Source organism: Pseudoalteromonas sp. NH0006-26 (assembly GCF_057552415.1).
This window is the reverse complement of record NZ_BAAJMJ010000003.1, coordinates 364,420-382,637: the sequence shown is the minus strand read 5'-3', so window position 1 is coordinate 382,637 and position 18,218 is coordinate 364,420. Positions and strand designations below refer to the sequence as shown.

The following is an 18,218-nucleotide window of genomic DNA, read 5'->3' as shown; positions in this document are numbered from 1 at the left end:
AGACGCGCAGAAGAATAGAAAGGTTTAAATAAATAAAAAATAAAGGGACCTGAGCCCCTTTATATTATTAAGTTTAATGATAAAAAAAATGAGTTTTAAATAATCGGCTCATCCTCTGGTACTTTATAATACCAGCCTAAAAACACGATTTTAGGTTTCAAATTACCACCGGGGCTATTATTGGCATTTAATAACGCCGAATCAAAGTGAATACCACTCCCCCCATTTGCATTTACTGACGCTCCGCGCACCGTACCAAACAAGGCACCCGAGCCAGTTAGTTTAACTGAGGTAAGAGGTGCATAAATAGCGGCATATATTTGTGAATCGCTCTGAATTAATATGCCATCGTTGCCAACGAATGAAGAAAAAACTTGAAAAGCAGGATGCCCACTTGGCGCTAACCCCTGATCTTCAACAATCACTTTTGCAGACGCCCCAATGTTAAATTTATCTGTAGTAATAATAGTTAAGCTACTACCCGCTTTAACCGTTATTTGGGAGTTGTTTTGCATATCAAATTGACCATCAACAACCCAAACAACATCGCCACCATCAATAGTCACGGCAGCATTACTAGAGAGCTTTACTCCTGTAAAACCAAAAATATACTCGCTCGGTGCCGCATCTGCTGGTATTTGTGGTAAACCACTAAAAATGAATACTTCATCTGTTGTTGCGGTTAAATCACTAAAGCTGCCACTAATTGATTGACCTTGCTTAGGTTCAAACGCATAAACTGCTCCGCCACCTAAAGCAAAGTTGGTATAACTGGTAGTATCATCAATTAAATTAATAACCCGTGCTGGAATATTAATTGGGTCACAGCTAGTGTCTGGGTTAGTAGGATCATACCCAGGAAGAGTAGGATCAGAGGTAGAGACAGCCTCAACTTCGGGGTTTACATTAAATTGCACTGCAGTGTAAGCACTTCCGCCTTGAGCATGGGCACTGTCGCCAAAACTTCCTGAACCGCCATATAATATATCCAGCCCTTCTGCATTTATGTTATCTATAAAAGTACCTTGCGCCATACTTACGTCGCCGTTTACACGAACATACCCTGTAATATGCCCACCACCACGTTGGTAAGAAAAATCGCCTTGAGTTCGAACATTCCCTTCAACGCGCAAAGTACTAGTATCTCTGCCGCCAGAAATTTCTACCCCACCATTTGAGTGTATATCACCTAAAATAATACCGTCGCTTTGTAAATAAACTATCCCGGTGGCTTTAATATCACCTCGGATGGAATCACCACCCACACTTACATCGGCGTCTTCATCAATAGTGGCAACATCCCCTTCACTGGTGTTTGTTTCATCATAAGTACCCAAATCAGAATCATAGCTGTCTATAACACCACTACCACGTAAATTTAAGCCAACACACCCCACCAATGCATTAGTAAATAGTGAGCCTGGTGATGCCGGCACAAACCCATAGCGTGCAACTAAATTACTTTGCGCGTCGTCGTCATAGCGGCTACCTTGGCTGGTGATTTCTATTTCACCCGCGGCATTAATCGCAACCGATGAGCTAAACTTTGAATCACTTACCTCACCAGTACCTGTTATAACCCCTGAATCAGCAACCATCTGAATCATATCTAAGCTGCTGTCATCGTTAAGCTTTTGCTGCATAGCTTGGGCTTGTTCAAAAACACCTTTTTCAGCCAACAAGCGACTATTAATTTTCTTTTGAAAATTACCACTTAATCGTTCTTGAACCACGTTTTCTCTTAATGAACTCAGCACAACAACACTTGAAATACCAAGTAAAATAAGGACTATAACCAGCGTAAAACCTTTATCTCTAATACGTTTCATGAGCCGAATACTCCTGATAAAATAACGCTAGATACAGCTATATTCATCTCCACTGCATTATTAAACTGCCCAGGTAATCCCTCCGGCTTAATATTTACTGTAACCACATTATTATTAATACTAAAACTTAATGTCTCTACGCCCGTTAACAACCTTTCGGGAGTGTCTGCATCTTTCGCACACATTAAGTTATTGTTCTGTAAGTAGTAACGTTCAACAACAGCAACACTAGACACATCACCATTGCACGTAATCACTCCAGCTGGCATGGTATAGGTAATAGTCATTCCGTCAGCCGATACCACTGGCAAATCAAATGATTGCTTAGTACTTCTTGTCAAAACCGTATTACTGTAACGCAATACCTCTTGTGCATTTTCAAGCTCTTTGCTTACTTGAATACCACTTTTTATTGCCGAGTACGACAAACTAACACCTGCTAGCAAAAAAGTGCCTGCAGCCATTGCAACCATTAACTCAACAAGGGTAAACCCTTTTGCAACTCGCCAGTTTTTCATGGGCATTCTCCACTAATGTCAGGATAAGTTGCATTTAAAGTAATTTGATTAATTACATTATCGGTTAGGCGCTCATCCTGCCATGAAATACTGACTTGCATTTCATTAGCGTAACTAGCCGGTAATGACAAACTATAATCGGCAATTTGTGGAGCTAATGACGCTTTAAAAGCAACATCATTAAAAAAGTCGGGGTTATCTTTTTGCAGGGTACATAAATGAGGCCATATTTGCTCTATGGTATTTTGAGCCTGAATTAACGATACCGTATAGTTAAAACTATTAGTAGCATACTGCAATGACTTCAGCTGAGCTGCCGCTAATCCCAACAATGCAATTCCTGCTACAACAACAGCTATCATCACTTCAAGTAACGTAAAGCCTTTTTGCAACTTCATCATGCGCACCCATTTAAAGACACATCAGCTAACCAACTCTGCCCACTTTTTAAAATGCACAGATAATAATCTTTTGTATCGCTAATGCCATCTTTAACCAATATAGTAGCAGCAGCAGATACTTCACCTGTTGCTTTTACTTCACGATCTTGTAGGTTAATTTCTATATTAGAGTAGTTAGAAACAAACTCACGCAACACTTCATCAGAGCCACTTTCAGAACTAACTACCTGCCACTTTGTACCTGCAGTAACTAGTTTAAGATTAACTTCTCGCTTGGCCGCTTCGCTTCGTGCATATTTATATACGCTAATTAATCGGTTAGCCGTTGTTACTATTCGGTCTTGTTGAATCTGCTTTATAAAGCTAGGCACAGCCACTGTCGCTAAAATACCAATGATACTCAGCACGACACTTAGCTCTATGAGTGTAAACCCTCGCGACTTTTGCATTTTATTTACTCCCAACAGTCAGTGCCTTGTGCCTCAACACTGCCATCATGCTTAATTATTAATGCCCCACATCTGTCCGCAGCTTGAGCAGATCCTGTTTTAGGTGTTGCCTTCAACGAGTAACCTCTGTTTTTAAAATCAGCCGTAGCGCCTGTTACTTTATTCGTGGGTGTATAACTAAACGTATAATATTCAGTGTTAGCAGCTGCATCAAACGCATTAGGGTACCCACCATTACGAGAGTAAACTCGTTCTAGCGTGGCACTGTATTGTAATATTTGCTGCTGCACATCTGCACGCCGACTTCGCTCTAAGTAACTTTGATACGAAGGCAACGCAACGCTGTAAAGAATACCTATAATCGCCACTACAATTAAAAGCTCGACTAAAGTAAACCCAGCACAAATAATTCTTTTGTTGTAATTTATTAACATTGATCAAACTTTTATAACCATAAAGCACTAATATAGCTCATACCATAGTTTTGTCAATATTGCAAAAAAGGAACAGAATGAATTAATATACTGAATTTATTAAAGTTAAAGCGGTTTAACTTTTTTAAGAACTTTTAAATGGGGTAGGTTGTTTGTATATATAAGAGAGTAATAAAAACCTGAGTTCTGAATAGTAAATTAATTAGTATCAATTCGCTTGATGAAGTGAGCTATTTTAAGGAAGGAAAATAGTGTCGATAACAAGGAAAAAATTTCGTTATTTAGTTGTTCTAAATGAGGCGTTTTTAATGCAGCTAGCATCTGATTTAGCCCCTCAAAATGATTAAGTATTATTGCGGATTGGTGTAACCAAGCTGCTTTTAGCAAGCTCAAAGCTATTGGGGAAAGTGCCTTTAATTTTGATCAAAAAAAACCGTGCCTAAGCACGGTTTTTTTAACTTAATTTTAAAAAATTAAGCTTCAGCAATAACGATTACTTTAATAGTAGCTGTTACGTCTGAGTGTACTGCGATTGCAACGTCAAATTCGCCAGTCTCACGGATAGTACCTAGAGGTAAACGAACTTCTGATTTAGCAACTTCAACACCAACAGCTGAGATAGCGTCAGCGATGTCACGAGTACCGATTGAACCGAATAATTTACCTTCGTCACCAGCTTTAGATACTAATGTAACTTCTGCTAATGCTTCAAGTTTGTCAGCGCGTGCTTGTGCTGCAGTTAACTGTTCAGCGATTTTTGCTTCTAGTTCTGCGCGACGTGCGTCAAACGTTTCAATGTTTGCTTTAGTTGCAGGAACTGCCTTACCTTGTGGGAAAAGGAAGTTACGTGCGAAGCCAGATTTAACTACAACCTGGTCACCTAGGCCACCTAGGTTAGCGATCTTATCTAGTAGAATAACTTGCATGTTTCTACACCTTTTAAAAACGTGTTAATCCGCTGCTTACTTATGTAAGTCAGTGTATGGAAGAAGGGCTAAGTAGCGAGCACGCTTAATAGCAGTTGCTAGCTGGCGCTGGTATTTAGCGCTAGTACCTGTGATACGGCTAGGTACGATTTTGCCACTTTCTGTAACATAGTTTCTAAGAGTAGCTAGATCTTTGTAATCGATTTGTTGTACGCCTTCCGCTTTAAAGCGGCAGAACTTACGACGTCTGAAATAACGTGCCATGAGATTAATTCCTCAAATAATTCTTTCTATATGCTGAGCATGCAAAACCAATTGGCTAAGGCCGTTACGACCTTCGTGGCGATTTAAAAAACCACTCACTTGCAATGCCTGCCCAACGTGCAAATGTTGAGTCTGTTGTTGCATTTGCTTACCACTGGCAACCACCTGAAGCCTAACATAACTATTACGGTTAAGATCTGCTTCAACTTGCATTGATTTATGTTCTACAACAAAAATACAATGCGGTATGCCCGCGGGGCTTTGGCTAAACTTGGGTGTTTTACAAACTACCCCCGATATAACCAGCTGATTCGTATATGGGCTAACCATTATAGTAACTGCTGACTACGTGCCATGCTAGGACTCAAAACAATTAAGCAGCTGGTGCTTCTTTCTTCTCTTCTCTTACAAGAGGAGACGCTTCAGTTACAGCGTTTTTAGTACGCATAACTAAGTTACGAAGCACTGCATCGTTGTAGCGGAAAGTAGTTTCTAGCTCGCTGATTACTTCAGTTGGTGCTTCAACGTTCATAAGAACATAATGAGCTTTATGAAGCTTGTTGATTGGGTAAGCCAGTTGACGACGGCCCCAGTCTTCAAGACGGTGGATAGTACCACCTGCTTCAGTGATAGAACCAGTATAACGTTCGATCATACCAGATACTTGCTCACTCTGATCAGGGTGAACCATGAATACGATTTCGTAATGACGCATGGATATTCCTTACGGTTAATAGAGCCTTCTACCGTTTCGGCCGGTCGGTTTAAGGCAAGGAATTAATAGTTTAAAAGCCGAAATGAGCGCGCATTTTACGCTTAGTAGGATAATTAAGCAAGCAGCTTTTTTAAGCTTTGATAGATAAGTGTTAAAGGTTTCGGGTTCCGGGAAGACATTATTGAATGATCCCTTTATATCAACAAATAAAATAAAGATAAGTGTTTTATTTTTTTGTAGCAAACGCCGAGCTTTGCTCGCGTAAAAAGCGTGGCTTTTAAATACATTAGCCTATAAACAAAAAACCGATGTTTAAACTAAACATCGGTTTTTCTTTGGCTAAAAGCTGACAGCTAAAAACTGACCGCTTGTCTTCATCACTTCCCTATCGCTTCTTTGGCGAATAGGTGTTTGATTGGACCAAGGTTATCAACGAGTGAAAGCCCTACTCCCCGAATCAGCTTTTTAACTGGGTTTGCACCTTCAAAAAGCTCTTTTAGTCCTTGCATCATGGCGATGTGTTTTTGTGCGTCGAGCTTGCGGGTACGTTCGTAATCACGCAGTGTGCGCGTACTGGCAAATTCTTTGGCGTCTTGACTTAACAGTTCAATTAAATAAGCGGCATCTTTTAGGCCAAGGTTCATACCAAGCCCTGCTAATGGATGAATGGTATGCGCTGCATCGCCCATTAACACCACCTTGCCATTAACCCATTGTTGGGCGTAACGCATTTTAAGTGGAAACGCGACGCGCTTACTTTGCACTTCACATAAACCACATTGGCCATCTATAGCAGCCATTACGGCTTTATTAAAAGTGGTGTCGTCCATTGCTAACAATTCATCACAATGATTGGGGCTGGTTGACCACACAATTGAGTGAGTATGCTCATCGCTCAATGGTAAAAAAGCTAGCGGCCCGGTTGGTAAAAACACTTGGCGTGCGGTATTTGCATGTGACTCTTTGGTTTTAACTGTCGCGACTAAGGCATGGTGATCGTAATCTTTAAAGCTCAGCGCCATATTAAACTGTTTACGAATCGCTGAATTTGCGCCATCGGCCGCTACCAGCAGCTTAGCAATAATAGGCTCGCCAGTTTTTAAATTAATAAATACATCAGACTCGCTTTGATGTATTTGCTGATACTCGGTATCAAACATCAGTGTGGCATTACTTTGCTGCTCAAGCTCTTTTATTAGCGCAAAGCGAATAATATCGTTTTCAACAATGTGCCCTAAATGCTCAAGCTCAAGTTGCTCGTTATTAAAGGTTATTTTTCCAAAGCTGTCGGCATCGCGTACATCCATGTGCGTATAAGCACAAGCACGCTCAGCTATTATGTGTGGCCATACATTTAATTGCTCCAGCAAGGTTTGGCTGGCAATACTTAGTGCACTAACTCGTAAGCCATAATCATCGCTAGGTGGAGCTTGAGTTGGCGCAGCATCTAACACAGCCACACTAATATTTGCTTTAGCAAGCCCGAGCGCCAGCGTTAACCCTACGCAGCCACCACCCACTATACAAACCTGTACTTGTTTCATAAACGTGTACCTTGTTTAACTTGTCCCATTAATTGTTTTGCTAATGGAGCTTTTAATACGGGGAATAAATCCATTGAAAATAGCCCAATACTACGACCAAGCGCTAACACCCGTGATGAGTTTGAAAAAAGTCGAACCAAGGCATCGGTCAATGTCATCACGGTTTTTATATCATCACTGCGCTTGATTGAATATTGACGAGTAAAAGCATAGCTACCTAAATCATGTTCACTGTTTGCAATTAAGTTACTCAGCACTTGTACATCTCGCAGCCCTAAATTAAAGCCTTGCCCTGCAATAGGATGAATGGCGTGTGCCGCGTTGCCTATCACCACTGTGCGGTGCGCTGTTAACGATTCTATTTGCCCATAAACTAAAGGGTAACTAGCGCGCATACCGACTTTTATAAACTGTCCTGCACGATAACCAAAGGCGGTTTGCAGCGCACTTATAAAATCTGGCTCACTTAGCGACATATACTGCTCAATATGCTCTTGACGCATACACCATACTAACGAATAACGGTTATTACTCATGGGTAATAAAGCCATAGGGCCATTTTGGGTAAACCGCTCAAACGCCTGATGATGGTGCCCACCAGCGACTTCTATATTGGCAATAATCGCACCTTGTTCATAAGGCTGGGTATTGAAGCCGAGCCCCAATAAATTACGAGTTGGCGACGGTGCACCGTCGGCAATCACCAACAGCTTAGCACTGAGTTTTTCGCTACTTTGTAATGTAAGTTCATTACTATCGGCGTTTTGTTTTATCGCTGTTACGCTATCTGGGCAAAAAAGCGATATGTTTGATTGCATTAAACGCTGATGCAGCGCTCTGCCAAATGGGTTTACCTCTACCACATAACCTAATGAGGGTTTTGCAAATTCATTACACTGTATATGGGTTTTACCAAAGTGCCCTTTGTCTGACACGCTCACTTTTTTTATGGCGGCAGCATAGGGAGCGTTCATTTCAAATAAATTGAGGCTTTGTAAATACTCTACCGACTGCTGGGCAAGTGCGATGCTTCTGTCATCAAAGCTTGGATGATAATCAGTGGTTACTTGATTTGCTTCAATTACAGCAATATTTAAGCTGGGATTTTTTTTACTTATACTTAGAGCACAACTTGCGCCGACTAAACCACCACCAATTACTACAATATCAAACTGCTTAGCCACTTTTATCTCCAAGCTTATGCGTTTTTAGCGCTTTGCATTAACGCTTCTATTTCACTAATTGTTTTAGGCACGCTAATGGTTAAGTTGTCGTGACCTGAATTAGTTACTAATAAGTTATCTTCAATACGAATACCTATACCTTGGTATTTTTGAGGCGCATTTGAGTCTTTACTAATATACAGCCCAGGCTCAATGGTTAGCACCATACCCGGCTCTAAGACACGCTCTTGGTTATTAACCTTGTAATCGCCCACATCATGAACATCAAGTCCTAACCAGTGACCAAGGCCATGCATGTAGTATTCTTTACAGGCACCTTGTGCCATTAACTCATCAAAATCGCCGGTTAAAATACCTAAATCAAGTAACCCTTGGGTTAGTACTTGCATAGCGAGTTTATTTGCCCGAGATAAAAGGCCACCGGGTTTTATCTCGCTAAAAGCGACTTCTTGTGCTTTGAGTACAATATTATAAAGCGCAGCTTGCTCAGTGCTAAATTTACCGTTAACCGGGAAAGTACGCGTTATATCGGCGGCGTAGCCTTGTAGCTCACAGCCTGAATCAATCAGCACTAAGTCGCCATTGTTTAATACGTCGCTATTTTGGGTGTAGTGCAAAATATTGGCGTTATCGCCACTGCCAACAATAGTGCCATAAGCAGGATGTGGCGCACCGTTCATTGCATAGTGATGATGAAGCTCTGCCTCTAATTGAAACTCGGTTGCGCCAACGTGGGAAAAACGCATGGCTCGCATATGTGCTCGAGCGCTTATTTCACAGCCTTCACGCATAATGTTAATTTCGCCTGGCGCTTTAAATAAGCGCATTTCATGCAATAAAGGGCGAATATCTTTAATTGTACTCGGTGCGGTATCCCTTTTTTTAGGGGCACTGCGCAAAGTGTTAAGCATTGAAAATACTTTGCCATCAAAGGCAGGATACGTCCCTTGTGCATAAAATAAAATATGTTGGCCGTTCACCAAATTCAATAATTGTTCATTTAGCTCACTAAGTGCATAAGTTTTGTCGAATAAGTATTCGCTTTGTGCTTTTTCAAAACCAATGCGTCTGCCGCGCCATACCTCTGCGAGTTTGTCTTTATCTAAACAAAATAATAGTGAGGGTGTATCACTGTTTTTGCAAAGCACCAACACGGCATCGGGTTCGTTAAAACCAGTTAAGTAAAAAAAGTCACTGTCTTGTCGAAACGGATAATGAGTATCACGGCTACGCGTGAGCTCTGTTGCAGCGGGAATTATAGCAATACTGTTATTATCCATTGCCGCCAATAAACGCTCGCGGCGCGCTTTAAACTCTGACTTTTGTATTTCAACCATTAATAACTAACCCATTACTTTTATTGTGTTGCTCAATTAATGCAGTGTTTTTTTGTTGCTTTGTGGATTTTGCTCTTTGCCTAGCTCAGCAAAACACAGAAGCGCCGATACGCGTACGTACTCAATCACTTCATGCAGTGCTTGGCTATCTTCTTCGGTTTCTTCAAAGGTTGTATCTAGGCGTGTAATCTCGCTAAAGTCACTGATCACTTCTTTTACATCTGCCGACAGCTTGCCATAGTCTTTTTGCTTTAAGCCAAAGCCCAACATAAACCCAGCTACCCATGATACGAGCCCGTTGGCCTGATCGATGAGTGTTTCGTCATCACTAGGTAAAAACAAGTCAAATTGAAACTCTTCGTTATTAAAACTTTCAACCACTTGTTGATAAATTTGGCCAAAAAACTGTTTTAAATCGTTGCTAAACGACTCGCCATCATTAAATACATCGCTCAGTAAGCCTAAATACTCTTTATCGTCAATGCTTAGCCCACAAGCAAGTAAGCCGCTAATAACGCCATGCGCTTCTGCGGGTGATACAAATATTTCGTTTTTCTCTAAAAGAAGTTGGGCTTTTTCGTAATCTGGTAAGTTATTCATAATGACGTCTTCGCTTTGCTAATTAAAGCAATGCTACCACTCGATAAAAAGCAACTCCAATGAATTCTATGACTGAGGTCAAAAGCAAGCGATTGAAAAGCTGATTAAGTTCAAAAAGCAATCTTAAAAGTAAATACAAGATTAGGGTCTGCTGATCCTTCAAGGTTAAATTTGCAGCAGTCTGTTTGGTATTTAGGCAAGGCAGAGCCTATGTGGTGTGGTTATTCCCCATAAATAGGTGATAACGCAGCATCAATGCCAAACAGGCGCTGCCCTTCGGGTTCTGCCTAGGGGCGATTTACTCTTTGTTGCTTGGTTTTGACTTAGCCCACTAGGTTACAAACCTCGCGCCGCGATTAAACCACCCCTAGTTTGAACAAATTGTAATCCGCAAAGGTCAACAGACCCTAAATTTGCAGGAAAACTGAGCGAACAGTGTAATTTTTTACGATTGGGGTTTAAGGATTGGAATATGTCTTATATACTGAATTTGTTCCCTGGGGTGCAGGAGCTTGGTTAAGTCCCTGAGCCGATAAATTTTATACCAGGATTTTTGTTCGTCTACTATTGTGCAAGCTCGGCATGTACCGAGAAGCCTACGGTAGACCGCAGATTTCCGCCCTGAAACCTCAAGGTTTCAGGACTGACACCGGGCACCGCATGCTCGGGGAACACCTTCCTTTACAGCTTAGGTTCTCAAGCATTTCTTAGACTAAATATTCCCTATCTTTCGTCTTTAAATATATCGAACTGCGTCTCCACAGCCCGATATTTAATTTTATTTCTAACGCCTATCCCTTTGTCTTTCTAATGCCTAACACTACTTAAACCAACCTTGAAAGCGCTCCATAAGCATATAGTTAACTGGAACAAGTAATAAAGTTATAAAGGTCGCAAATATGATCCCGAACCCTAAGCTCACAGCCATAGGAATTAAAAACTGCGCTTGAGTCGCCTTTTCAAACAGCAATGGCATTAAGCCTATAAAGGTGGTTAAACTAGTGAGCATAACCGGTCGAAAACGCGCTACGCCAGCAGTTTTAACCGCTTCCATTAAATCGAGCCCTTCACTGCGCTTCTTATTAATAAAATCAACCAGTACTAACGAGTCATTCACAACCACACCAATTAACGCAAGCATGCCTAGTAAGCTCATTATGGTAAGCTCCATCCCCATTATCCAATGACCGATTACCGCGCCTATCATGCCAAAAGGAATAATACTCATCACCACCAGCGGTTGTAAGTATGATTTAAAGGGAATGGCGAGTAATCCATAAATGACAAAGAAGACAAAGATCATTCCCCACAGTAACGAACCAAACGATTCGCGCTGCTCTTTCGCTTCGCCTTCAAGAGAGTGGCTAACACCTGGGTACTGTTGAACTAACTCATCTAAATAAGCCTTTAAATCGGCTTGTAAAACGGTCATATTGGTATCGGTTTTTTCTACATCTGCCGATACATTAAGCGTACGGTAACGGTCGATACGGGTAATAGTTGATGGGCTTTGACCCGGTACTAAAGTGGCTACGTGCGATAACGGCACTCGCCCACCATTAGGCGTTTGTATTAATATATCTTTTAAATCAGCAACTGAGCGTCTTTCATCTATAGGTAAGCGCACCATAACGCGCACATCATCGCGCCCGCGTTGAATGCGTTGCACTTGTACACCAAAAAATGAGTTACGCACTTGCCTTGATACATCAACCCTATTTAGCCCAAGGGCTAATCCTTGCTCTGTTAACTCTATTTGCAGCTCTTCCTTACCGTCAGACATGCTATCGGCAATATCAAATACACTGGGGTACGTCGCTAAACGTTGTTTAATTTGCTCAGCAACAGTTTGCAGTGTGCTAATAGAATTACCCGATAATTGAACATCTATAGGGTTTGAGCTTCGGCCTATCTCAGCTCTGAATGTTAAGCTTTCAGCTCCTGGCACTATACCTATCAGTTGCCGCCACTCTTTTACCAATTCACGCGAGCCGATATCTGACTCTCGCTGTTCTGCTGGGGTGATTTCAAAGCGCACACTACCCGAGTTAGCAGCCCCTCCTCTTCCACCAGTGCTGGCTAAAATGTTAAGGATAATACTTTGTCCTGTTTCTTCATCTTGATACTTACGCTGAAGCTCTCTGGCTTTATCTGACATATCAATAATGTATTTATTGGTAACCTCAAACGGGGTGCCTGCAGGAAAAGTTAAATTAACGCGTACAGTTTCACTTGGGATCCGCGGGAAGAAAATAAACTTAGTCCAACCACTGGTGATCATAGTTAAAATAATTAAAAATACGCCCATAAATAAACTGACTGTAGCCAATTTATTACGTAGTGCTAACCCCAATACCGGTTGATAATATTTTAAAATGGCATGTTCAAAACCATCTGCAAAACGCTGTTGAAGTTGTTCCAATTTAGAGCCTTCGCCTTTTTGTTGACGCAGTTTGATATATTTTAAATGCGCAGGTAAGACAAATTTAGACTCTATAAGAGAGAATAATAAAACAGGAATAACCACCACCGGAATTTGCGCAAAAATAGCGCCGCGAGCGCCTTCTATAAAACCTAAGGGTAAAAAAGCAGCTACGGTTGTAAGTACCCCAAAAGTAACGGGCGTAGCAACTTCTTGAGTCCCTTTTATGGCAGCCTCTTCACCGGATTTAGCAGTTTTTAAGTGGGTATACACGTTTTCCCCAGTGACAATGGCATCGTCCACCACAATCCCCAGCACGAGTATAAAACCGAATAAGCTAATAACATTAATGGTGACACCAAATGCCGCCATTGCCATAAATGCACCCATAAACGAAACCGGGATACCAATAAACACCCAAAACGCAATGGCTGGTCTTAAAAATAAAGTCAGCAATCCCAGTACTAAAATACCACCTTGTAAGGCATTACTAGTCAGTGTTGCAATACGGCTCTTTACTACCTCTGAGTCATCATCCCAATAGCTCAGGTAAAACCCTTGCGGTAAATTAGCTTGCTCACTGGTAATATAATTCTTAACTGCATCAGCCACTTCTATCGCACTTTGCGGACCAATACGATACACATCTATAAAAGCCGCTTGCTTACCATTAAAGCGGGTGCGCACGGGGGTTTCTTCAAAGTCATCGTTAATGGTTGCGATATCACTTAAACGAATAATGGTGCCATCAGCCTGATTTTTTATCACTATGTTGGCAAATTCATCTTTTCGATAGGCTTGCCCTTTTGAGCGAATAAGTACATCACCGCCCTCTGTTTTAAGATTACCGGCAGAAATGTCTGAGCTTGAATTAGCAATAGCGCTAGATACTTGTGCCAGGGTTAAATCGTATTGGCGCAGCGTGTCTTGGCTTACTTCAATTGCCAGCTCATAGTTGCGTACGCCGCTTAGTTCAACTTGGGTAATAGCCGGAATTCGCAGTAATTGATCACGTACTTGCTCTGCGTATTCTAAGGTTTCTTTTTCGTTGTAGTCGCTTGAAACTGTAACAGCAATTACTTCACGCTTACGCTGGATTAACCCTATTACTGGTTTTTCTGCATCCGCTGGAAAAGTATTAATGGCATCAACACGGCTTTTTATATCCGCTAACAGTTCACGCTCATCGTAGCCGGTATCAACTTCGACACTGACTTGTGATGATCCCTCAGAAGAGCGACTTGATATTTGTTTAATACCTTCGAGATCTTGTAATGCTTCTTCTATACGTATGGTGACCCCTTTTTCTGCATCTTCAGGGGTTGAACCACGTAAGCTCACGCTAATATTAATCCGATCAGAAACAAACGAAGGGAATACTTCTAAAGGCAATTTAGAAGAAAGGCTGAATAATCCACCCAACACAATACTAATGAGCAGTAAATTGGCAGCCACATGGTTACGAGTAAACCAAGCGATCATGGCTGCTCTCCTCGTTTTTGTGCCTTAGGAGTAGCACCCATTACCTGTACAGGTGTACCTGAACTTACCTGCCCAAGCGGTGTTAACACTAACTGGCTACCAGCTTCTAAACCTTTTTTTACAATGCCTTGCTGTGCATTTTGCCATGCTAAGGCAATATTTTTACGCTGTAGTGTGCCATTTTCAACCACATAAACATAACTGCCTTGATATATCGCACTATTAGGAATAACGAGTACCTGAGAGGCGACTTTGCCATTAATTTTAGCTTTAACGTATTGGCCTATTTTTACTGGGTATTGATTATCACTGGTTGATTTATAAGGGTCATTAATTTTAGCCACCACATACAATTGCTGAGCGCTTTTATCTATTGCGCCCTCAGTACGAATAAGTTGGCCTTGCCATTGTTGCTCGCCAATTAAATCTGAAGTGAAATTAACCGCTGAGCCACGCTGATTTTTAGCACCATCTCGATATTGCTCAGGTAGATTAATAAAGGGCAGATCTTTATTCTTTATCGGTAAGCGTATTTCAACACTGTCGGTTGCATAAATGGTCGCTAACTGCATATTGTTAGATACTACCTGACCTAAATCAACGCTGCGGTTTAATACTCGCCCAGCATATGGGGCTTTAATTTTAGTACGTTCAAGATTTAGTTGCGCTTTTTCCAATTGTGCTTGTGCAGACAAAACCTGTGCTTGCGCTGCAGCTAGCTGCGGCTTTCTAAGCACTAAAATACTCGGTTCAGACTCATTACCTAAACGTTGCCAATCGGTAAGCGCTTGGCGGCCTCGCGCTTGCTCTTCTAATAAGTTTTGCTCGGCATTGAGTAAATTAGCTTGTGCTGATTTAACTTCCGCTTTTAAATCGCGATCATCTAGTTGCAGTAATACATCGCCTTTTTCAAAAAAGCCGCCTTCGCGGAACTGCTCATTTATATCAATAATCAGCCCAGAAACCTGAGCCACCAACATACTTTGAGTCCGTGGTTTAACCGTACCAAAGCTATCAATTTCAACGGGGTAGTCAATTAACTGCAATGGTTTTACCGCTACATTAATTTTTGCTTTTGGCGGTGCTGAAAAACGTGATGCTTTAGGCGGGTTTCCCTTAATAAACATCACCAAAAAAATGGTCGCTATAATGATAGCGGCAGGAACAATTATTTTTTGTTTGTTGAGTTTCATAGTGCTTGCTCATCCTGTGCGGATCTTGATTTTGCAAAGTCGCCCCCAAGAGCAACATGTAATTTAATGCGATTTGTGAGTAATTGGTTTTTAATTTCAATCAGTGAACTTTGTGCATCAAACGAGCGTGCTTGTGCATCTAATACGGTGGTGTAGCTCACTAAGCCACTTTGATATTGTTCAAACGATAGTTGTTCGGCGGCTAACGCATTCTCTTGTGCTTGTAATGTACTTTGGTAGCGCGCTTTGAGTGACTGCTGTTGCGAAATAGCATTTTCAACATCGCTAAATGCATCATACAAAGACTGCAGATAAGCTTGCTCTTGCTTTTGCGTTTGTAAACTGGCTATTTCTTCGTTGGCAGCAAGTCGCCCACCATTAAAAATAGGAGCTGAAATACTACCTATCAGAGACCATGCTAGGCTTGATGGAGAAAATAAGTCGCTTACCCTGCTAGTACTATCACTTAAGCCCGCACTTAAGTTTAAACTTGGGAAACGCTGTTTATGAGCATAAGCCAGTGAAGCATCTGTGGCTAACAATTGATACCAACTAGCACGCAATGTGGGTTTACGAGTAATAAGCTCTGAGGGGAGACCAAGAGGAATATCGTCATTAATAACGGGTAAGTCGTGATTAGCCGCCAGTAATCCTTTTGGATACTCGCCCAACAAGCGCTCAAGACGACGAGCAGATTGACTTAAATTTGCTTGCTGAGTGGCTATACGTGAGCGTTCATTATTTAATTCGTTACGCGCCAAATAAACATCTAACGCTTCATTTAAACCTTGGCGATAACCCGACTCAATAATCTCGAGGTTTTGTTTAGCATTAGCTTCTCTGCGCTTAAATAAATCAAGTAATTGCTCTGCACTGATTAGGTTAAACCAATTAGTTACAACATCTGCAATAAGCTGTTGTTTAGCCTGCTCATAACGAGCTTGCTGAGCAAGGTAGTTAAGATTGTCCCTGCGTTTTGCGTTTGAAAGCTTACCCCATAAATCAATTTCATAACCTAACTCTAACGATACAGAGCTCGAATTATTATAACTAACAGGGCGATTGTTTTTACTGCGCCCCACCCGTGATGAAATATCTAAGCTAGGCCACAATGCAGCACCAGTAATAATTAATTGTTGTTTTTGTATTTCTACATCGAAACGCTCTTGTCGTAGTTGTTGATTATTTTTAAGCGCTTGCGTAACTAGCTGCTTTACTGTTGGTGAAGCTAGCTTATTGAACCAAGTATCGTTTACGGCTATTACCGATTTAGCGGCAGCTTGCTGCCATTGGGTAGGTAGTGCACTCGGCGCTCGCTCACGTTGTTGCGGGTTTAAATTACTCGCACAACCGCTTAGCATTATAATGCTTATTGCTAATAAAGATGGCTTACATTGCCACATCATATTTAAACCTGATTAGTGCTATTTATGAATGTTATTCAATCACTTTAGCAAACTTTGCTCAATTGACTTTACATAACATTACATAGCTTGCGATGAAATTATAAGTTCACTCAATACGCCAAGTGTTAACACAATGATCACAAAAAAATCAGCAAGCCAACTTTTAATCAAAAAGTTAATTTAAACTCTTAAAAAGTGAATATAGAAAAGACGGCAGGATTTACTGTTGGCATTACACCAGCTAAAGCGGAATAAAATTATAAATATATTTTGAGATGGAAGGTAGTTTGATGCTGAGCCAAATTTAGAATAGAAACAAAAAAGCCCCGCATATGCGAGGCTTTGTATAAATGGTGCCTCGACCCGGCAAAAAATTGTCAGGAACAATTTTTAACATCTAAAAGGTGGCCCGAAGGGGAAAATACAAGGATGTATTTTATAATCGAACGTAGTTCGATGCCGAACAATAGCTCAGCTAAATTCAGAAACAAAAAAACCCCGCATGTGCGAGGCTTTGTATAAATGGTGCCTCGACCCGGCAAAAAATTGTCAGAAACAATTTTTAACATCTCAAAGATGGCCCGAAGGGGAAAATACAAGGATGTATTTTATAATCGAACGTAGTTCGATGCCGAACAATAGCTCAGCTAAATTCAGAAACAAAAAAGCCCCGCATGTGCGAGGCTTTGTATAAATGGTGCCTCGACCCGGAATCGAACCAGGGACACGAGGATTTTCAATCCTCTGCTCTACCAACTGAGCTATCGAGGCACTTAAACAGTGCAAATAGTTAAACTAACTATTTAAATAAATGGTGCCGACTAACCGAGTCGAACGGATAACTTAGATGAGTTACTGATTACAAGTCAGTTGCTCTTTTAAATTATCTAAAATAAATGGTGCCGACTAACCGAGTCGAACGGTTGACCTACTGATTACAAGTCAGTTGCTCTACCAGCTGAGCTAAGTCGGCACACTAAACTGTGTGCTAAGGCACTTCATCAATTTTAAAGATTGATAACTTCTTTGTAAATGGTGCCTCGACCCGGAATCGAACCAGGGACACGAGGATTTTCAATCCTCTGCTCTACCAACTGAGCTATCGAGGCACTTAAACAGTGCTAGTTTAACGTTATTGTAAACATTCAACTAAAATAAAATGGTGCCGACTAACCGAGTCGAACGGTTGACCTACTGATTACAAGTCAGTTGCTCTACCAGCTGAGCTAAGTCGGCACACTAAACTGTGTGCTAAGGCACTTTATCAATTTTAAAGATTGATAACTTCTTTGTAAATGGTGCCTCGACCCGGAATCGAACCAGGGACACGAGGATTTTCAATCCTCTGCTCTACCAACTGAGCTATCGAGGCACTTATACAGTGCTGATTAAAAATCTAAACAGATTTTTAATGCAATTCCCACCAAACTCTACTGACTTGGCTATCTGGGCGTGCGGCGTATTAAACGAGTTTTGCCCTTACAAGTCAACTTTTTTTTTATTCTTTATAACCG

The 18,218-nt window shown here is 41.3% G+C and carries 16 protein-coding genes, 5 tRNA genes and 1 other RNA gene; 1 reads left to right on the top strand and 21 read right to left on the bottom strand.

Features of this window, described 5'->3' with window-relative positions; all coding sequences use genetic code 11:
* Positions 1 to 95: 95 nt before the first annotated feature.
* From AC27JR_RS06765 to AC27JR_RS06705, 13 genes are all read right to left on the bottom strand, one after another.
* Positions 96 to 1,829, bottom strand: coding sequence for a pilus assembly PilX family protein (locus tag AC27JR_RS06765; RefSeq protein WP_487173143.1), 1,734 nt, complete (start codon positions 1,827 to 1,829; stop codon positions 96 to 98).
* Complete coding sequence (locus tag AC27JR_RS06760) at positions 1,826 to 2,347, bottom strand: PilW family protein (RefSeq protein WP_008466124.1); 522 nt, start codon at positions 2,345 to 2,347, stop codon at positions 1,826 to 1,828. The genes AC27JR_RS06765 and AC27JR_RS06760 overlap by 4 nt, the downstream gene beginning before the upstream one ends.
* On the bottom strand, positions 2,344 to 2,748 hold the full coding sequence (locus tag AC27JR_RS06755) for a type IV pilus modification PilV family protein (protein WP_370587301.1): 405 nt from the start codon (positions 2,746 to 2,748) through the stop codon (positions 2,344 to 2,346). The genes AC27JR_RS06760 and AC27JR_RS06755 overlap by 4 nt, the downstream gene beginning before the upstream one ends.
* Positions 2,745 to 3,197, bottom strand: coding sequence for a GspH/FimT family pseudopilin (locus tag AC27JR_RS06750; protein WP_487173142.1), 453 nt, complete (start codon positions 3,195 to 3,197; stop codon positions 2,745 to 2,747). Before AC27JR_RS06750 ends, AC27JR_RS06755 begins: the two co-directional genes overlap by 4 nt.
* A 5-nt stretch (positions 3,198 to 3,202) precedes the next feature.
* A complete protein-coding gene (locus tag AC27JR_RS06745; protein ID WP_008110403.1) occupies positions 3,203 to 3,631 on the bottom strand; it encodes a type IV pilin protein in 429 nt (142 codons plus the stop codon).
* A 473-nt stretch (positions 3,632 to 4,104) separates the two neighbouring features.
* A complete protein-coding gene (gene rplI / locus AC27JR_RS06740; RefSeq protein ID WP_008110407.1) occupies positions 4,105 to 4,557 on the bottom strand; it encodes a 50S ribosomal protein L9 in 453 nt (150 codons plus the stop codon).
* Between the two features lie 36 nt (positions 4,558 to 4,593).
* On the bottom strand, positions 4,594 to 4,821 hold the full coding sequence (rpsR, locus tag AC27JR_RS06735; protein ID WP_002962753.1) for a 30S ribosomal protein S18: 228 nt from the start codon (positions 4,819 to 4,821) through the stop codon (positions 4,594 to 4,596).
* Positions 4,822 to 4,833: 12 nt separating this feature from the next.
* On the bottom strand, positions 4,834 to 5,151 hold the full coding sequence (priB, locus tag AC27JR_RS06730) for a primosomal replication protein N (protein WP_008466122.1): 318 nt from the start codon (positions 5,149 to 5,151) through the stop codon (positions 4,834 to 4,836).
* A 43-nt stretch (positions 5,152 to 5,194) separates the two neighbouring features.
* On the bottom strand, positions 5,195 to 5,536 hold the full coding sequence (rpsF, locus tag AC27JR_RS06725) for a 30S ribosomal protein S6 (protein ID WP_008110420.1): 342 nt from the start codon (positions 5,534 to 5,536) through the stop codon (positions 5,195 to 5,197).
* 377 nt (positions 5,537 to 5,913) lie between these two features.
* Complete coding sequence (locus AC27JR_RS06720; RefSeq protein WP_487173141.1) at positions 5,914 to 7,080, bottom strand: FAD-dependent monooxygenase; 1,167 nt, start codon at positions 7,078 to 7,080, stop codon at positions 5,914 to 5,916.
* Positions 7,077 to 8,264: a 2-octaprenyl-6-methoxyphenyl hydroxylase gene (ubiH, locus tag AC27JR_RS06715; protein ID WP_487173140.1), complete on the bottom strand. Its 1,188-nt coding sequence runs from the start codon at positions 8,262 to 8,264 to the stop codon at positions 7,077 to 7,079. The genes AC27JR_RS06720 and ubiH overlap by 4 nt, the downstream gene beginning before the upstream one ends.
* Positions 8,265 to 8,278: 14 nt before the next feature.
* Positions 8,279 to 9,601, bottom strand: coding sequence for a Xaa-Pro aminopeptidase (gene pepP / locus AC27JR_RS06710; protein ID WP_487173139.1), 1,323 nt, complete (start codon positions 9,599 to 9,601; stop codon positions 8,279 to 8,281).
* A gap of 36 nt (positions 9,602 to 9,637) precedes the next feature.
* Positions 9,638 to 10,201: a UPF0149 family protein gene (locus tag AC27JR_RS06705; RefSeq protein ID WP_008110427.1), complete on the bottom strand. Its 564-nt coding sequence runs from the start codon at positions 10,199 to 10,201 to the stop codon at positions 9,638 to 9,640.
* Between the two features lie 491 nt (positions 10,202 to 10,692).
* Between AC27JR_RS06705 and ssrS the strand changes: the two genes are divergently transcribed.
* A non-coding RNA gene (gene ssrS, locus AC27JR_RS06700) (6S RNA) lies at positions 10,693 to 10,876 on the top strand.
* Between the two features lie 145 nt (positions 10,877 to 11,021).
* On the opposite strand, the gene AC27JR_RS06695 is transcribed toward ssrS, so the two are convergent.
* The 8 genes from AC27JR_RS06695 to AC27JR_RS06660 all read right to left on the bottom strand — a co-directional run bounded on the left by AC27JR_RS06695 (position 11,022) and on the right by AC27JR_RS06660 (position 18,076).
* A complete protein-coding gene (locus AC27JR_RS06695; protein WP_008110431.1) occupies positions 11,022 to 14,105 on the bottom strand; it encodes an efflux RND transporter permease subunit in 3,084 nt (1,027 codons plus the stop codon).
* Positions 14,102 to 15,298, bottom strand: coding sequence for an efflux RND transporter periplasmic adaptor subunit (locus AC27JR_RS06690; RefSeq protein WP_487173138.1), 1,197 nt, complete (start codon positions 15,296 to 15,298; stop codon positions 14,102 to 14,104). Before AC27JR_RS06690 ends, AC27JR_RS06695 begins: the two co-directional genes overlap by 4 nt.
* Positions 15,295 to 16,704: a TolC family protein gene (locus AC27JR_RS06685; protein ID WP_487173137.1), complete on the bottom strand. Its 1,410-nt coding sequence runs from the start codon at positions 16,702 to 16,704 to the stop codon at positions 15,295 to 15,297. The genes AC27JR_RS06690 and AC27JR_RS06685 overlap by 4 nt, the downstream gene beginning before the upstream one ends.
* Positions 16,705 to 17,399: 695 nt before the next feature.
* Positions 17,400 to 17,475: transfer RNA gene (locus AC27JR_RS06680), tRNA-Phe, on the bottom strand.
* A gap of 126 nt (positions 17,476 to 17,601) precedes the next feature.
* A tRNA-Thr gene (locus AC27JR_RS06675) sits at positions 17,602 to 17,677 on the bottom strand.
* A 60-nt stretch (positions 17,678 to 17,737) separates the two neighbouring features.
* Positions 17,738 to 17,813, bottom strand: a tRNA-Phe gene (locus tag AC27JR_RS06670).
* Between the two features lie 51 nt (positions 17,814 to 17,864).
* Positions 17,865 to 17,940, bottom strand: a tRNA-Thr gene (locus AC27JR_RS06665).
* A gap of 60 nt (positions 17,941 to 18,000) precedes the next feature.
* Positions 18,001 to 18,076: transfer RNA gene (locus AC27JR_RS06660), tRNA-Phe, on the bottom strand.
* Between the last annotated feature and the right edge of the window lie 142 nt (positions 18,077 to 18,218).

What these genes read in the sequence shown, in the direction of transcription:
- rpsF (WP_008110420.1), bottom strand. Translation starts at nt 5,536, where the DNA reads ATGCGTCATTACGAAATCGTATTCATGGTTCACCCTGATCAGAGTGAG.
- AC27JR_RS06765 (WP_487173143.1), bottom strand. Translation starts at nt 1,829, where the DNA reads ATGAAACGTATTAGAGATAAAGGTTTTACGCTGGTTATAGTCCTTATT.
- AC27JR_RS06685 (WP_487173137.1), bottom strand. Translation starts at nt 16,704, where the DNA reads ATGATGTGGCAATGTAAGCCATCTTTATTAGCAATAAGCATTATAATG.
- AC27JR_RS06720 (WP_487173141.1), bottom strand. Translation starts at nt 7,080, where the DNA reads ATGAAACAAGTACAGGTTTGTATAGTGGGTGGTGGCTGCGTAGGGTTA.
- rpsR (WP_002962753.1), bottom strand. Translation starts at nt 4,821, where the DNA reads ATGGCACGTTATTTCAGACGTCGTAAGTTCTGCCGCTTTAAAGCGGAA.
- AC27JR_RS06760 (WP_008466124.1), bottom strand. Translation starts at nt 2,347, where the DNA reads ATGAAAAACTGGCGAGTTGCAAAAGGGTTTACCCTTGTTGAGTTAATG.
- AC27JR_RS06690 (WP_487173138.1), bottom strand. Translation starts at nt 15,298, where the DNA reads ATGAAACTCAACAAACAAAAAATAATTGTTCCTGCCGCTATCATTATA.
- AC27JR_RS06755 (WP_370587301.1), bottom strand. Translation starts at nt 2,748, where the DNA reads ATGATGAAGTTGCAAAAAGGCTTTACGTTACTTGAAGTGATGATAGCT.
- AC27JR_RS06750 (WP_487173142.1), bottom strand. Translation starts at nt 3,197, where the DNA reads ATGCAAAAGTCGCGAGGGTTTACACTCATAGAGCTAAGTGTCGTGCTG.
- AC27JR_RS06705 (WP_008110427.1), bottom strand. Translation starts at nt 10,201, where the DNA reads ATGAATAACTTACCAGATTACGAAAAAGCCCAACTTCTTTTAGAGAAA.
- priB (WP_008466122.1), bottom strand. Translation starts at nt 5,151, where the DNA reads ATGGTTAGCCCATATACGAATCAGCTGGTTATATCGGGGGTAGTTTGT.
- pepP (WP_487173139.1), bottom strand. Translation starts at nt 9,601, where the DNA reads ATGGTTGAAATACAAAAGTCAGAGTTTAAAGCGCGCCGCGAGCGTTTA.
- AC27JR_RS06745 (WP_008110403.1), bottom strand. Translation starts at nt 3,631, where the DNA reads ATGTTAATAAATTACAACAAAAGAATTATTTGTGCTGGGTTTACTTTA.
- rplI (WP_008110407.1), bottom strand. Translation starts at nt 4,557, where the DNA reads ATGCAAGTTATTCTACTAGATAAGATCGCTAACCTAGGTGGCCTAGGT.
- AC27JR_RS06695 (WP_008110431.1), bottom strand. Translation starts at nt 14,105, where the DNA reads ATGATCGCTTGGTTTACTCGTAACCATGTGGCTGCCAATTTACTGCTC.